This window comes from uncultured Prevotella sp. (assembly GCF_946407605.1).
GTDB lineage: Bacteria > Bacteroidota > Bacteroidia > Bacteroidales > Bacteroidaceae > Prevotella.
Genome location: NZ_CAMJOS010000012.1, coordinates 59,211 through 75,081 on the forward strand (window position 1 = coordinate 59,211; position 15,871 = coordinate 75,081).

Here is a 15,871-nt window from a genome sequence, read left to right on the forward strand (position 1 = left end):
GTTAAGGTGGGTTTAAGATCATTCTTCGACATTCCCGATAATCACTATACTGTGCGCCAGATATTCCGTTGGCTGTGGGAAGCCCTGCGAGGCAATCGCTTGCAGGCCATACTCAATGCTACCGTAGGACTGCTGGGTGTGGCTTTAGGACTGGCTTCCGTATGGGCTATGCAACGTGCCATCGATATTGCCTCTGGCGTGTGCGAGGGCTCTATCTATTGGGCCGTGGCCATCATGGCCAGTCTAATATTGGGCGAATTCGGTGTAGGTATCTCACGCGTCTGGATTAAGAACATCCTGGGCGTGAAGGCTCAGAACCGCATGCAGCAGCGCATTCTGGCCCGATTGCTCAGATCAGAATGGAGAGGACGTGAGGCCATGCATAGCGGCGATATCATCAACCGACTGGAACAGGATGTGAAGACGGTTGTGACCTTCCTCACCGAGACGTTACCATCAACACTCAGTACCATAGCGATGTTCCTGGGTGCTTTCATCTATCTGCTGCAGATGGACCTCGGACTGGCGTTTACCATTGTGGGTATCCTGCCTCTTTTCATGTTGGTCAGCCGCATTTATGTGGCGTATATGCGCCGATATACCCGCAGGGTACGTGATACAGATAGTCTTATTCAGAGTCTGCTCACAGAGACCATGCAGCACCGTATGCTGGTGAAGACGATGGAGGCTGATAGTCAGATGCTCAATAGGTTGGACGGTACACAACAGACGCTGCGCCATTGGGTGCGTCGTCGTACGATGTTTTCTGTGGCCAGCAACTTCTTCCTGAATGCGGGCTTTGCCATTGGTTTCCTTGTGGCGTTTCTGTGGGGTGCCCTGCGTCTGAATGCCGGCACACTGACCTTTGGTGGTATGACGGCTTTCCTGCAACTGGTAGCTCGCATCCAAGGTCCTGCTCGCGATCTGGCTAAGTTAGTGCCTGCTTTTGTCAGCGTGTTTACAGCTACCGAACGACTGATGGAACTGGAAGAGACACCAGAGGAACAGCAGGGTAAGTCTTGCATGTTGGCTGCGCCTTGCGGCATACGTTTCGATCATGTCACCTTTAACTACGGGGCGCCTGGTCAGCAGCCGGCCTTGAGTGATTTTAGCGTAGATTTTAAGCCCGGTTCGTGTACCGCCATCATGGGTGAGACAGGATCTGGAAAGACCACGCTTATCCGACTGCTTCTGGCTTTGGTGAAACCTCAACAAGGAGAAATCTCAATCTATAATGTAGAGTGTAGAGACTCTCAACTCTCCCCCCTCCATCGTTGCAACTTTGTTTATGTGCCACAAGGCAACACGCTGCTTAGCGGAACCCTCCGCGAAAACTTGATGCTGGGTAACCTGCAAGCCTCTGACGAACAGATGCACGAGGCACTAAAGATGGCTTGTGCCGACTTTGTTGAAGAATTGCCCAATGGACTCGACACCCCCATCTCTGAACAGGGTGGGGGATTAAGCGAGGGGCAGGCCCAGCGCATTGCCATTGCACGTGCTTTGCTGCGGCCTGGCAGCATCATGTTGCTCGACGAAGCCACCAGCGCACTCGATGCCGAGACCGAACGTAAGGTTCTGGAAAATATACTGAGCAACCATCAGCGAACCATTATTTTTGTCACCCATAGGACTGCCGTTGTGGATTATTGCGACCAGGTACTTGACATCGCTTCTTCCAACAATTGATTCCTTTATGGCCTTGTTTATAGTATATAAATAAGGTGGAAATGTTAAATCTTGGTTAACGACATAAAATAGTCGGAAGATTATTTGGTAAGTAATGTAATATTGTCTACTTTTGCAGTGTGCTATTGAACTGGTACACTATGACGCAATGTTTTTAAGTTATTAAATAAGTTATGATCAACGTAAACAACATCAGTTTTAAGTATGCCGGACAGAAACGCCTGGTATTCGATGGCTTCAGCCTCCAGCTCGAAGAAAACCGCATCTACGGTCTGCTGGGTAAGAACGGCACGGGTAAGAGCACGTTGCTCTATTTGATAGCAGGTTTGCTGCGCCCCTCCAAGGGTACTGTATGTTGCGATTCAGTCGCAACATACAAACGCGAGGCAGAAACCTTGCAGGAGATATTCTTAGTTCCTGAGGAGTATGACCTACCTGCAATGACTCTGGAAAAGTATGTCAGTTTGATGGAGGGCTTCTACCCTCATTTCAGTCGTGAGGTGCTGGAACGTTGCCTGAAAGACTTCGAACTCTCCACCGACCTGAACCTGAAAGCCCTCTCGATGGGTCAGAAGAAAAAGGTGTATATGTGTATCGCCTTGGCTGCGCAGACCAACTACCTGCTGATGGACGAGCCCACCAACGGCATGGATATTCCCTCGAAGAGTCAGTTCCGAAAGGTGGTGGCAGAGAATATGAGCGAGGACCGCACGCTGATAATCTCTACCCATCAGGTGCACGATGTGGAGGCTTTGCTTGATCATATTATGATTCTCACAGAACGCGAGCTGCTGCTCAATGCCAGCATGGCAGAGATTACTGATAAGTATGCTTTCGAGATCCGTCTGCCGCAGGATATGACGGACGATGTCATCTATGCGGAGCCATCGCTGCAAGGTAACATCGCTATGGTGCGCCGCACGGCTGATATGTCTGAGACACAAGTGAACCTCGAACTGTTGTTTAATGCTGTAACGAAAGGACTGGTAAAATGAAAAACTTTAATATGACACGTTTTGGTCGTGTGCTGAAACTCGACTTTACTGAAGGCCTCAAGCCAATGATGTGGGGTGCACTTTGTATGCTCCTGCTCTATCTGTTCTTCTTCTGGTTTGCATGGAACATCGGATTCCACTCTTTCGAACCAAAGAACCAGATTGTCGATCCCGTTTGTGAGTCTGTGGGTGCGTTCAGTATGATAGCCATGTATATCTATTTCCTTATCACAGCCTGCACACTCTATCGTGGTGAGCAGAAGAAACAGCAGCGCATTGCCTGGCTGATGCTGCCAGCATCGAACTTGGAAAAGTTCACCTCGCGCTGGATTTACATGCTGGTATTCTCGATTGTTGGTGGATTGTTGCCATTCTTTGTGGCCGACTTGGTTCACATGGGGTATCTTGGGATGATAGGCTTTCCCGTGAAGGATGCCACATCCTATTTCTTCAATTTCTTCCCACATGTCCGTGAACCATACGAGACGTTATCGGATGTCATTGGCCTCTATTTCTGTTATGTAGCCATTCACTCTTTCTTCCTGCTTGGCGGCGTATTCTTCAAGAAGTTCCATTTCATTGTCACTTCAGCGGTGTTTGTTATAGGGTTTATCACCATTTCGGTAACAGCCAATACACTTGGTTATCGTAACATACCGACGCCGGAGTGTATTTGGGATGACATCATCGCCATTGTCTTTGCTGCTTGCCTCATCACGCTCTTCACTTGGCTCGCCTATCGTCTGTTCTGCCGTTGGCAGGTTATCACTCATAAATTTGCGAACGTATGACATTCAATTCAGATAAACCGATTTTCATGCAGATGGCCGATAGGCTCTGCGATGAAATACTGGCCGACAAATATCAGGACGACGACCGCATCCCCAGTGTGCGAGAGTATGCCGTGCTGCTGGAGGTGAACACCAATACCGCCGTGAAGGCCTATGATGAACTGGCTCGCGCGAACATTATATATAATAAGAGAGGACTGGGCTACTTCGTGACCAAAGGTGCGAAGAAACAAATCCTGAAAGAGCGTAAGCGGGTGTTCGTGAAAGAGCAATTGCCAGAGTTGTTCCGGCAGATGCAATTATTGGGCATTACGTTAGAAGATGTTAAAGTTGCGTATGATTTGCAACAAAATGAGCATTCTTAGCATCTAATAGTCAAAAGCAACAAGAACAAAGTAGAAAGTGATACACTTAGAAAACGTCAATAAGACTTATTTCGGCGCTCAGCCGCTGCATGTGCTGAAAGGCATCAACCTCGACATAGAGACAGGTGAGTTCGTGAGTATCATGGGTGCCTCAGGTTCGGGCAAGTCCACCTTGCTGAATATCCTGGGTATACTCGATAACTATGACTCTGGACTCTACACCCTGAACGGCGTCCGTATCTGGAACCTCTCAGAACGCAAGGCTGCCGAGTATCGTAACCACATGATTGGTTTTATCTTCCAATCGTTTAATCTCATCTCGTTTAAAAATGCCGTGGAGAACGTGGAGTTGCCACTCTTCTATCAAGGGGTGTCGCGCAAAAAGCGACACACCCTTGCGATGGAATATTTGGAGCGATTAGGATTAAAGGAGTGGGCTGATCACTATCCCAATGAGCTCTCGGGTGGACAGAAACAACGTGTGGCGATTGCCCGTGCGCTGATTACTAAACCACAGATGATTCTGGCCGATGAGCCCACGGGTGCCCTCGATTCAAAGACGAGTGTGGAGGTGATGCAACTATTGAAGGACCTGAATGCTCAGGAGCATATCACCCAGGTTATCGTGACCCACGACCCCACGGTGGCTCAGCAAACCAATCGTATTATTCGCATCAAGGATGGTGTGATAGAATAGCTTAATTCGTTGTTGAAGAATGATAGAGTTATTTTCTGAGATATGGCAGACGGCACGGCGCAATAAGTTGCGTACGGGACTTACCGGCTTTGCTGTGGCATGGGGCATCTTTATGCTCATCGTGCTGTTGGGAGCTGGTAATGGACTCATCAATGCCCAGCTGAAACAGAGTGACCGTTTCTTGAGCAGTTCGATGGTAGTGTTCGGTGGTGAGACCTCAATGGCCTATCAGGGACTGAAAGAGGGTCGCTGGATTCGTTTGAAGGAACGGGACATCGACATCACCGATCAGGAGTTCAAGCAGGTCATCGATGAGGTGGGTGCGCAGTATCGTACGGCAGGCATGGTGAGCAATGGTCAGCAGTATCTGAGCGGTCAGATAGCAGGCGTTTATCCCAATCACATCAAGATTGACAAGGTAGAGATGATGCAGGGACGCTTCATCAACGAGATTGATATCAAGGAGAAACGTAAGGTACTGGTCATCAGCAACAAGCAAGCCAAGGAACTGGCAGTACGCGAAGGACAGCATGTGAAGGTGGGTAACTTCGCCTTCAAGATTGTTGGCATCTACAAGGAACAGGAGAATGGTCGTGCTGATATGTTCTCGGCCTACACTACCATCAAGAATATCTATGGTGCAAGGACAGATGATGCAGGTCGCATAGAATTTACCTTCCACGGACTGGAGACCGAAGCAGAGAATGAGGTGTTCGAAAAGGAATACCGACAGCGTCTCAACACGGCCCATCAGGCTCATCCCGATGACGAGAGTGCCATCTGGATGTGGAACCGCTATACGCAGAACCTGCAGATGGAGACAGGTATCAAGATTATCCGTACTGCCTTGTGGATTGTAGGTCTCTTCACCTTGTTGAGCGGTATTGTGGGCGTCTCGAATATTATGCTTATCACCGTCAAGGAACGTACTCATGAGTTCGGCATCCGTAAGGCTATCGGTGCCAAACCTTGGAGCATCTTGAAACTGATTATCATTGAGAGCATCATCATCACCACTATCTTTGGTTATGTAGGAATGATTCTGGGCATTGCCGCCAATGAGTATATGGATGCCACACTGGGACACACCAAGGTGGATGCAGGCTTGTTCAAGGCAACGATGTTTGTTGATCCCACCGTGGGACTCGACGTATGTTTCGAGGCTACGATGGTGATGATTATCGCAGGAACCATCGCTGGACTTATTCCTGCGTTGAAGGCATCGAGAATACGACCTATTGAAGCACTAAGAGCAGATTGATTATGAAATTCGATTTAGATACATATAGAGAGATTCTCGACACGCTGACACGCAACAAGAGCCGTTCGTTCCTCACAGGTTTTGGCGTTTTCTGGGGTGTGTTTATGCTGGTGGCCCTCATCGGAGGCGGACAGGGCATGAAGGAAATGCTGAACCAGAACTTCGAAGGCTTTGCCACCAACAGCGCTATGGTGTGGGCACAACCCACAACAAAAGCCTATAAAGGGTTTAGAAAGGGACGCAGATGGAATATGGAGTATAAGGATGTGGAGCGTCTGAAGAGTCGTATTCCTGAACTTGACGTGGTGAGTCCTGTGCTTTTCTCGAATGGTGGTACTGCATACTACGGTGATCGTAAGACCACTGTTGGCATCAATGGTGTGCAGGAAGACTACCAGCGGGTGAGTGAGCCCAAGATGCGCTATGGCCGCTATCTCAACGATATGGATGTGGCTCAGCGCCGTAAAGTGTGTGTCATTCAGAAGAAGATATATAAAGACCTTTTCCCTGGCGGTGGCGACCCTTGCGGCAGTTTCATCCGTGTCGATTCTGTTTACTATCAGATTGTGGGTGTAGACTATAGCTCTGCTGAGGGTATGGACTTTGGTGGAGAATCGGGTACAACGATGCTTCTGCCTATCACCCTGATGCAGCAGACGTATAATATGGGACAGAATGTGCACATGATTGCCGTAACTGGTAAGAAGGGTGTGGTGATGTCTACTGTTACAGATCGCATTCGTGAGACTATTGCTCGTGCCCATACCATTGACCCGACTGACGAACAAGGTGTGATGGTGTTTAATACTGAGGTGTTGTTTCAAATGCTTGACAGCCTCTTCAAGGGCGTCAACTTCCTGATATGGCTGGTAGGATTAGGAACCCTTTTGGCTGGTGCCATTGGTGTTTCGAATATCATGATGGTAACTGTTCGAGAGCGTACCATCGAGATTGGTATCCGTCGTGCCATCGGAGCCACACCTCGTATGATTCTCTCACAGATTATCTCTGAGAGCATTGTGCTGACGATGGTGGCAGGCATGAGTGGCATCCTCTTTGCCGTCATGATTCTACAGATGCTGGAGCTGGCTAATACAGAAGACGGCATCCTGGCTGCTCATTTCCAGGTAGGCTTCTGGACGGCTATATTTGCTGCCCTCGCCATAGCGGCTATGGGTGTGCTGGCAGGTTTGGCTCCTGCGGCAAGAGCTATGAGTATCAAACCTGTGGATGCCATGAGGGATGAGTAGAGGTAAAAGGGTAAAAAAGTAAAAAGGTAAAAAATATAGATATGAAAAAGTATTTCAAACTGTTTATCGCTGCGGTAATCGCATTGATTTTCATCGGAACGTTCGTGTTCCTCTGGCAGAAAAGCCAACCCAAGGAAGTGTTGTACTCTGAGTTCACCATGAGTATGGATACCATCCGTAAAACAACTATTATTACTGGTAAGATAGAACCCCGCAATGAGGTGAATGTGAAACCTCAGATTAGTGGTATCATTGCTGAACTGATGAAGCAACCTGGCGATCGTGTGCAGCAAGGTGAGGTTATCGCCAAGGTAAAGGTGATTCCTGATATGGGACAGCTGTCTAGTGCTGAGAGTCGTGTGCGATTGTCTGATATTAATCTGAAACAAGTGGAGACCGACTATGCACGTACAAAGAACCTGCATGACCAGAAGCTGGTGAGCGATGAGGACTATGAGAAGGCCCGTCAGCAGTTGAAGCAGGCTCAGGAGGAGAATGCCGCTGCCATCGATGCCCTTCAGGTGGTGCGCGATGGCGTCAGCAAGTCAAATGCCTCGGCATCTTCCACCCTTATCCGTTCTACCATCAGTGGTATCATTCTCGATATCCCTGTCAAGGTGGGTAACTCGGTCATCAACTCGAATACTTTTAACGATGGTACGACGATTGCCACTGTGGCTAATATGCAGGACCTTATCTTCCGTGGAAATATTGATGAGACTGAGGTGGGTCAGTTAGCTATCGGCGTACCCATGAAGATTACTATTGGTGCCCTGCAGGACCTGCAGTTCGATGCCACGCTGGAGTATATATCGCCAAAGGCTACTGAGAGTAATGGCGCCAATCAGTTTGAAATCAAGGCTGCTGTGGCAGTACCCTCAGAGGGAAAGATTCGTTCTGGTTATAGCGCTAACGCAGAGATTGTGCTGGCTGAGGCCAACAATGTGCTCTGTGTACCAGAGAGTACCATCGAGTTCAGTGGTGACTCTACCTTTGTCTATATTGTAAAAGGTGAAGGCAAAGATAAGTCCTACGTACGTCAGGCTGTGGTCACTGGTCTCAGCGATGGCGTGAATATAGAGATTAAGCAGGGCCTCGAGAAAGACCAGAAGGTGCGTGGTCCTCAGATTATCACCGATGATGAATCAAACGACTAAGGCCCTATGAAACGAATAACCATTCCCATAGTCCTCTTTGCTGCGACACTGTCGCAGCCGACAATGGCCCAGCAGAAGCTTTGGTCTCTGCGTGAATGTTGTGACTATGCCGTAGAGCATAATATCACCATCAAGCAGCAGGAGAACCAATGCCGCCAGCAGGAGATACAACTCTCGAATGCCAAGAACCAGCGTCTGCCAGACCTCAGTGGAAGTGCTAGTCAGAATTTTTCTTTTGGTAGAGGACTGACTTCTGAGAACACCTATACGAACACCAATACCTCATCGACATCATTCTCCTTGGGTACGAGTGTTCCTTTGTTCACGGGCTTCCAGATTCCCAATAATATCAAGCTGAATCAGTTGAACCTTGAGGCTGCCACACAGGACCTTGAGAAGGCCAAAAACGATATCCGTACTCAGGTGGCGCAGGCTTATGTGCAGATTCTATATAATATGGAGATTGCCGATGTGGCCCATCGTCAGATTAGCATCGACAGCGCACAGGTGGCTCGTCTGAAGGCTTTGCTTGATATCGGTAGGGCCAGTGAGGCTGAACTGGCACAACAGAAAGCCACGATGGCCCAGAGTAGGTTGACTGCAACGCAGGCTGACAATAACCTGCAACTGGCTATTCTGGCTATGACGCAGCTGTTGGAACTTCCCACGCCTGAGGGTTTTGCTGTGGTTCGTCCCGACCTCAGTTCTCAGTCCTCGGTTCAAAGTTCTCAGTTGGCTACCCCCAACGAGATCTATGCCGATGCCTTGGCCACCAAGCCAGAGGTTCAGGCTCAGCAGTTGCGATTACGTGCTACGGAAAACAGCATTAAGATAGCTCAGGCAGGATACTATCCCACGTTGAGCTTCAGTGCAGGCTTGGGGTCTAACTACTACAAGACCTCAGGCTTCAAGGCTGATAATTTTGCCACTCAGATGAAAAACAACTTCAGTCAGTATCTGGGCCTTAATCTCAGCATTCCTATCTTCAACCGTTTCCAGACACGAAACAGCATTCGTACGGCGAAGATAGACCGTGAGAACCAGACGCTTCAACTCGACAATACCAAGAAGTCGCTCTATAAGGAGATTCAGCAGGTATACTATAATGCAGTTGCTGCTGACCAAAAATTGTCGAGCAGCCAACAGGCCAACGAGAGCAGCGAGACTGCTTTTCGGCTGACACAGGCTAAATACGAGCAGGGTAAGGCAACTATTACTGAGTTTAATGAAGCCAAGAACAACTATCTGAAATCACAAAGCGACCTGACTCAGGCTCGCTACGAGTACCTCTATCAGAAGGCACTCATACAGTTTTATCGTGGACAGGAACTCAATCTTTGAGTTCCTGTCTTTCTTATCTGAAGTTCTTCAGTTCGTAGAAGGCATCCAGTGCCTTACCATTATTGTTATTGAAGAGCCCTGCATTATACCAGCCATTCTTCAGGTCGCCTGTACAGCCTTTGGCGTTGGCTTCAGGATACCACCACGACAGTCCGTTCACCCTGGGGTGATTCTTCAGCAGGGTGATGAGATCGGCCGTAAAAGCCTTCTGTCCTGCGTTCGTGTAGGGGTAGGTGGCTGTATAGTCGAAGGTGCTGCCGCCAATGGCATACTGTGAGGGATATCCTGTCTCTACAATCTGAATGGGCTTGTTGAAATTTGTTTCCACTGTGGAGATGGCTGTCTCCAACTTGCTGAGGTCGCCATGGAAATAAGGATAGTAGCTCAGTCCGATGATATCGTAGTCCACACCTTTGTTCTTCATCTGGTTGTAGAAGTTTACGATGACATTAGGCTGTGCCACGCGTTCAATATGCAAAATGATTTTTGCCTGCGGACAAATCTCGCGACAGGCCTTGCCTGCCTGCTTCAGCAACGTGGTGAAGCGAGGCCAGTTGGCATCGCTGTTGACATAACAGCGGTTGGCGTTGCTACCCGTTGCTCCCCACAACATGCCGTAGCTGATTTCGTTGCCTGTCTGGATGAAATCGGGTGAGGCACCAGCAGCGTTCATCTGCTCCAGGCAGTCTTTGGTATACTCGTAAATCTTAGTGTAGAGCTGGTCGTTGTTCAGCGAGAGCCATTCGGCTGGCGTCCATTGCTTGGCAGGGTCGGCCCAGGTATCACTATAGTGGAAGTCGAGCATCAGCAGCATGCCGGCATCTTTGATGCGCTTGCCCAATGCCTTCACATATTCAATGTCCTGGCAGACTCCTTTATCGCTGTCGTTTGATGGGTCGACAAACAATCGTACGCGGATGGTGTTCCATCCCTGCTCCTTGACGTAGGTCAGCAGGTCGGTAATCTTTGTGCCTGTATTAGTATAATAGGTGGCTTTCTGTGCCTCGTACTTCGTCAGCATCGACATGTCGCCTCCCACGAAGTGCATGTCGGGTATCTGCATCGTGATGCTGTCGATGTCTGTTGTGGCGAGTGTGCCGTTGACGGTTGTGCCGTTGTTGGAAAACTCAATTTCCGATGCTGTACTCACATTGTTGTCATCGCAGATGTAGAAGGTCTGCGCCTTGCCCATGGCTGTTGTTGTGAGTAGCAACAAGAGTAGTAATACCTTTACGATTCTCATAATCTTGCTATTAGTAGTTGATTGTGAGGGCAAAGGTAAGAAAAAAAGACGATAAAATGCCAGAAAAACCTAAAAAATTTTTAGAGACCCTTGCTCCAGGCTGCAATACGACCCAGTGCCTCGTCGGTCTTTTCGTGACTGCCAAAGGCGGTGAAGCGTACATAACCCTCGCCGGCAGGACCGAATCCTACACCTGGGGTACATACCACGTTAGCACCATAGAGCAGGTTCTCGAAGAACTGCCATGAGCTGCTGCCGTCAGGCGTGCGCATCCAGATATATGGTGCATTCTCGCCGCCATAGCACTCGAAGCCCAGAGAGCGAAGAGTGGTAATCATCCGCTTGGCGTTGTTCATATAATACTGTATGGTGGTGCGAATCTGTTCCTTGCCTTCAGGGGTGTAGATGGCTTCTGCGGCACGTTGACTGATATAGCTGGTGCCATTGAACTTAGTACACTGACGGCGATACCACAGGGGGTTCAGGGGGATGCGTTCGCCAGTGAGTGTGGCAGCGGTGAGGTCCTTGGGCACGATAGTGTAGCCACAGCGGATGCCTGTGAACCCTGCCGTCTTAGAGTATGAATGGAACTCGATGGCACACTTGCGGGCACCACGGATCTCGTAGATAGAGTGGGGAATGCTGTCATCCTGGATATAGGCCTGATAGGCTGCATCGTAGAATATCAGCGTATCGTTATGCAGGGCGTAGTTCACCCATTTACGCAATTCCTCACGGGTGATGACCATACCTGTGGGGTTGTTGGGATAGCAGAGGTAGATGACGTCGACGCGACGCTCAGGAATCTGAGGCACGAAGCCGTTCTCTGCATTGCAAGGCATATAGATGACGTTCGACCACTTACCGTCCTCTACCGTTCCGGCACGACCAATCATCACGTTCGAGTCGATATAGACGGGGTAGATGGGGTCGGTGACGCCTATGGAGTTGTCCCAGCGAATCAGCTCTTGAATATTACCAGTGTCGCTCTTCGCACCGTCATTGACAAAGATCTCATCTATGTCGAGATGGATGCCGCGAGGCAGAAAGTCGTTCTTCAGGATGGCTTCGCGCAGGAAGTCATAGCCCTGTTCAGGACCATAGCCACGGAATCCCTGTTGGGTGCCCATCTCGTCGGCAGCCTTATGCATGGCTTCAACAACGGCAGGTGCCAATGGTTGTGTCACATCGCCTATGCCGAGGCTGATGACGTCGGCTTTGGGGTGGGTCACCTTGAAAGCGTTCACCTTCTTGGCGATATCTGCGAACAGGTAGTTGTTCGGCAGTTTCAGGAAGTGTTCGTTAACTAATGCCATATATTTCGATATTACTGTATTTCTATTTCTCCGTCGAAGACAAAGGCTGCGGGCCCTGTCATATAGACGTGATTGTCACTCTCGCGCCATTCTATGTTGAGGGTACCGCCATCCATGATGATGTTCGAGATCCGTGATGCACGACCTGTGATGCAGGCTGCCACAGCGGTGGCACAAGCACCTGTGCCGCAGGCCTGGGTTATACCGCTACCACGCTCCCACACTCTTGTGCGGATACCGTCTTCTGTTAAGTGTGCAAACTCTATGTTGCAACGCTGTGGAAAGGCAGGATGATACTCTAAGGCGTGTCCTGTCTCACCCACCTGGTCTATATCATCGGTGAAGATGACGTAGTGGGGATTGCCCATCGATACGAATGTACCCTTGTCCATCCCTCTGTTGGGAATAAACTGCTCAGGGTTTCTCAGCACGGGCTCTCCCATGTCGACTGTAACACTCTCTACGATGCCAGAGGTGACATGCAGTTGCAGCATTTTCACCCCCGACAGCGTGAGAAGACGAATTTGTGTTTGTGTTGTGATGCCTCTCTCGAAGAGATATTTGCCTATGCACCGACTGGCGTTGCCGCACATCATAGCCTCGCTTCCGTCGGCATTGAAGATGCGCATTGAGAAATCGGCCTCTGGAATAGGACTGCGGTCTATGAGTACCAGACCGTCAGAGCCTATGCCTTTATGGCGATCGCTCCAAAGGATGGCAGCCTGAGTTGGGTTGGCGATGGGGTGAAGCATAGCGTTGACGTAGATGTAATCGTTGCCTGCTCCGTGCATCTTCGTGAAACGTATTGTCTGTTTCTTACTGCTTTCCATCATAACCTTCTTGCTATCCTTTTGTCGGAATCCGGATGCAAAGGTAGTACAAAAAGGTAGAAGAGACAAGGATTATGCAATCTTTTTGTTTGTTAAATACCTGTCAAACTATCAAATTGAAACAATTGTGGCCTTTTGGCCTTTCGTTTTGATGTATTCGGGCGTTGTTTTGGCTTCGTTTCGTTACAAATTGTAAGTTGTGCGCCATTTCAGCCCCTTAGATGGTCTGGAGGATGCCTTGACAGCCCTCCAGCACATCGAGCCAGGTGGCCTCGAAATCATCTGTATACCAAGGGTCGGCTACATCGCCAGGCCTACGGGTGAAGTCCATCAGCAGGCTGATCTTTCCTTCAGGGTCGTCGCCGCAGATGCGCCTCATGTTGCGCAGGTTCCATTGGTCCATGCCAATAATCATGTCGAAGCGTTGGTAGTCGCCTCGTGTCATCTGACGGGCTGTCTTACCAGCGCAGTCTATGCCGTGCTCGGCCAGCTTTCGTCGGGCAGGGGGATACACGGGATTACCTATCTCCTCTGTAGAAGTGGCTGCCGACTCAATATAAAACTCTGCCTCGCGACCTGCTTTCTCTACCAGGTCTTTCATCACAAACTCTGCCATCGGACTCCTGCAAATATTCCCATGACAAACAAACAATATCTTCTTTATATCTTTCATATTATTTGGAAATGCCGTAAAGCGTTGAGAATGCCGTCATCGTCGACAGAGGTCGTTACGTAGTCGGCCTGCTGCTTCAACTCGTCGATGGCGTTGCCCATAGCAATGCCGACGCCTGCCTGCAGAATCATCGAGGTGTCGTTGCCGCCATCGCCAAAAGACATTGTGCGACTTGGGTCGAAACCTTCATGACGGGCCATCGCAAGGATGCCTTTGCCCTTGTCGGCACCATTGGCGGTGATATCCGTAAACTCTGGGTGCCAGCGACCTGACACACATTGCGTCATGCGAGCCATCAGCTGCGGCTCGTAGTCGGAAGGGAAGAAAGGCGTCAGTTGTAGGATGTCCTGCTGAAGCACTACATCGAGAGGTGCGGCCTTGTCGAGGTTCTTCACCGCCAGCATCTGACGGAATATACGGTCTACGTCGCCTCTGGGGTCGAGCACCGCCACATCCTTGCGCCCCACCACGATGAGGCTATTTCCCTTTTCTTGGCAGTCATTGACGCACGTCATCACGTCTTCTTTGGCAATAGGTTGACAGACCACCAATTCATCGTCTACAAAACAGAGGGCGCCGTTGGTGGTGATATAGCCATCGATGAGAGGTTCGATGGCTCCCAGATTGGTGATGATAAGCGGTGGGCGGCCAGTGGCTATATATACTCTTGAACCATTGGCTTTAGCCTGCGTCAGCGCCTGGATGGTAGAGAACGGAATCTCGTGAGTCTTAAAGCTCACCAACGTTCCGTCAATATCGAAAAACAATGCGTATCTTTGGGTCATATCTTTATTCTTGCCGCAAAAGTACAAAAAATCTCGCAGACGGAGCCCATCTGCGAGAAAGTTTTTGCATTATTTGGTAATGATAGAGATTATCTTTTTGAAACAAGGAAGGAATCGACCTTCTTGGCGGTCTGTTTTCCACTAGCCATAGCGCGAACTACGAGCGAGGCGCCATTGGCTGAGTCGCCGCAAACAAAGACGTTCTTGGGATACTCTGGGTGCTCGGGTTTCAGGAAACCCATAGCCAGCAGACAGAGCTCGGCCTTGATAATTTCGGGCTTGCCCTTCTCAACCATGATGGGCCGACCACCATTTGGATTTGGCTCCCAGTCGATTTCCTGCACTTTCACGCCAGTCAGCTTACCGTCCTTACCCAGGAACTCCAGGGTGTTGATGTTCCAACGGCGGGTGCAACCTTCCTCATGACTCGACGTAGTCTTCAGGGTGCGAGGCCATTCGGGCCAAGGGTTCTGTGGGTCTTCGGGACCTTCAACGGGCTTAGGCATAATCTCAATCTGGGTAACGCTCTTACAACCCTGACGATGGGCTGTACCAATGCAGTCGCTACCTGTATCACCACCACCTATTACCAGCACGTCCTTGCCTTTGGCTGTTACGCGCTCGTCCTTACTGAACTCCATGCCTGCCAGCACACGGTTCTGCTGCGACAGCATGTCGAGAGCAAAGTGTACGCCCTTGAGTTCGCGGCCAGGGGCTTTCAGATCGCGGGCTGTTGGGGTGCCGCTGGCGATGACGACAGCGTCGTAATCGGTAGCTAGTTCTTCTAGTCTTACTAGCCCGGCTAGATCATCTAGCGCTACGGCTCTGCCGTAGCAGAAGGCTATGCCTTCGGCCTCGAGCAGGGCGATACGACGGTCGATAACGGCCTTGTTTAGCTTAAAGTTAGGGATACCGTAGCGCAGCAATCCGCCTGCAGCTTCGTTTTTCTCAAACACGGTAACGGTATATCCCATGTGGTTCAGGTCGTTGGCGGCAGCCAGTCCGGCAGGACCGGCACCAATCACAGCCACCTTCTTACCGTTGCGAGCGATATCGGTCTTAGGCACGATAAAGCCCTCCTGGAATGCCATCTCGGTGATGGCGCACTCATCCTCGCGGTTGGTGGTTGGCTCGTGGTTAAAGCGGTTCAGCACGCAAGCCTTCTCGCACAGTGCAGGACAGATACGACCTGTGAACTCGGGGAAGGGGTTGGTGGTATTCAGCAACTGGTAGGCCAACTCAAAGTCGCCTTTGTACAGGGCGTCGTTCCACTCGGGTGCTTTGTTACCCAGCGGACAGGCCCAGTGGCAGAAGGGCACGCCGCAATCCATACAGCGGCTGGCCTGCAGTTTGCGTTCGCGAGTGCTAAGCGTCTGCTCTACCTCGCCAAAATCGTGGATTCTATCGTGAATCGGACGGTAACCCGCCTCCTGGCGGTGTATCTCTAAAAATGCTTTTGGATTTCCCATCGTGTAAAA

Annotated in this window: 15 protein-coding genes; 9 read left to right on the plus strand and 6 right to left on the minus strand. The window is 50.0% G+C overall.

The window, feature by feature from the left end:
- The first annotated feature begins 6 nt into the window (after positions 1-6).
- The 9 genes from Q0R57_RS07015 to Q0R57_RS07055 all read left to right on the plus strand — a co-directional run bounded on the left by Q0R57_RS07015 (position 7) and on the right by Q0R57_RS07055 (position 9,546).
- Positions 7-1,689 (plus strand): ABC transporter ATP-binding protein, encoded by a 1,683-nt coding sequence (locus Q0R57_RS07015; protein ID WP_294745235.1) that lies wholly within the window; start codon positions 7-9, stop codon positions 1,687-1,689.
- Between the two features lie 173 nt (positions 1,690-1,862).
- On the plus strand, positions 1,863-2,684 hold the full coding sequence (locus Q0R57_RS07020; protein WP_294745237.1) for an ATP-binding cassette domain-containing protein: 822 nt from the start codon (positions 1,863-1,865) through the stop codon (positions 2,682-2,684).
- Positions 2,681-3,475 (plus strand): hypothetical protein, encoded by a 795-nt coding sequence (locus Q0R57_RS07025; RefSeq protein ID WP_294745241.1) that lies wholly within the window; start codon positions 2,681-2,683, stop codon positions 3,473-3,475. The genes Q0R57_RS07020 and Q0R57_RS07025 overlap by 4 nt, the downstream gene beginning before the upstream one ends.
- Positions 3,472-3,840 (plus strand): GntR family transcriptional regulator, encoded by a 369-nt coding sequence (locus Q0R57_RS07030; RefSeq protein ID WP_294745244.1) that lies wholly within the window; start codon positions 3,472-3,474, stop codon positions 3,838-3,840. The genes Q0R57_RS07025 and Q0R57_RS07030 overlap by 4 nt, the downstream gene beginning before the upstream one ends.
- A 37-nt stretch (positions 3,841-3,877) precedes the next feature.
- Positions 3,878-4,537 (plus strand): ABC transporter ATP-binding protein, encoded by a 660-nt coding sequence (locus tag Q0R57_RS07035; RefSeq protein ID WP_294745248.1) that lies wholly within the window; start codon positions 3,878-3,880, stop codon positions 4,535-4,537.
- Between the two features lie 19 nt (positions 4,538-4,556).
- Positions 4,557-5,798: an ABC transporter permease gene (locus tag Q0R57_RS07040; RefSeq protein WP_294745251.1), complete on the plus strand. Its 1,242-nt coding sequence runs from the start codon at positions 4,557-4,559 to the stop codon at positions 5,796-5,798.
- Positions 5,799-5,800: 2 nt separating this feature from the next.
- Positions 5,801-7,048 carry an ABC transporter permease gene (locus Q0R57_RS07045; RefSeq protein WP_294745254.1) on the plus strand — a complete coding sequence of 416 codons (1,248 nt, stop codon included), beginning with the start codon at positions 5,801-5,803 and terminating at the stop codon, positions 7,046-7,048.
- Between the two features lie 41 nt (positions 7,049-7,089).
- Complete coding sequence (locus Q0R57_RS07050; protein ID WP_294745257.1) at positions 7,090-8,205, plus strand: efflux RND transporter periplasmic adaptor subunit; 1,116 nt, start codon at positions 7,090-7,092, stop codon at positions 8,203-8,205.
- A 6-nt stretch (positions 8,206-8,211) separates the two neighbouring features.
- Positions 8,212-9,546: a TolC family protein gene (locus Q0R57_RS07055; RefSeq protein WP_294745260.1), complete on the plus strand. Its 1,335-nt coding sequence runs from the start codon at positions 8,212-8,214 to the stop codon at positions 9,544-9,546.
- A gap of 13 nt (positions 9,547-9,559) precedes the next feature.
- Here Q0R57_RS07055 and Q0R57_RS07060 read toward each other — a convergent pair whose 3' ends face one another.
- From Q0R57_RS07060 to Q0R57_RS07085, 6 genes are all read right to left on the minus strand, one after another.
- Positions 9,560-10,789: a glycosyl hydrolase 53 family protein gene (locus Q0R57_RS07060; RefSeq protein ID WP_294745262.1), complete on the minus strand. Its 1,230-nt coding sequence runs from the start codon at positions 10,787-10,789 to the stop codon at positions 9,560-9,562.
- Positions 10,790-10,869: 80 nt separating this feature from the next.
- Positions 10,870-12,105 carry an LL-diaminopimelate aminotransferase gene (locus tag Q0R57_RS07065; RefSeq protein ID WP_294745265.1) on the minus strand — a complete coding sequence of 412 codons (1,236 nt, stop codon included), beginning with the start codon at positions 12,103-12,105 and terminating at the stop codon, positions 10,870-10,872.
- An 11-nt stretch (positions 12,106-12,116) separates the two neighbouring features.
- Positions 12,117-12,938, minus strand: coding sequence for a diaminopimelate epimerase (gene dapF, locus Q0R57_RS07070; RefSeq protein WP_294745268.1), 822 nt, complete (start codon positions 12,936-12,938; stop codon positions 12,117-12,119).
- Between the two features lie 214 nt (positions 12,939-13,152).
- Positions 13,153-13,608 (minus strand): low molecular weight protein-tyrosine-phosphatase, encoded by a 456-nt coding sequence (locus Q0R57_RS07075; protein ID WP_294745271.1) that lies wholly within the window; start codon positions 13,606-13,608, stop codon positions 13,153-13,155.
- Positions 13,605-14,393 (minus strand): HAD family hydrolase, encoded by a 789-nt coding sequence (locus Q0R57_RS07080; RefSeq protein ID WP_294745274.1) that lies wholly within the window; start codon positions 14,391-14,393, stop codon positions 13,605-13,607. Before Q0R57_RS07080 ends, Q0R57_RS07075 begins: the two co-directional genes overlap by 4 nt.
- Positions 14,394-14,482: 89 nt before the next feature.
- Entirely contained in the window at positions 14,483-15,862 is a 1,380-nt protein-coding gene (locus tag Q0R57_RS07085) for a glutamate synthase subunit beta (protein ID WP_294745275.1), read from the minus strand.
- Positions 15,863-15,871 lie beyond the last annotated feature (9 nt).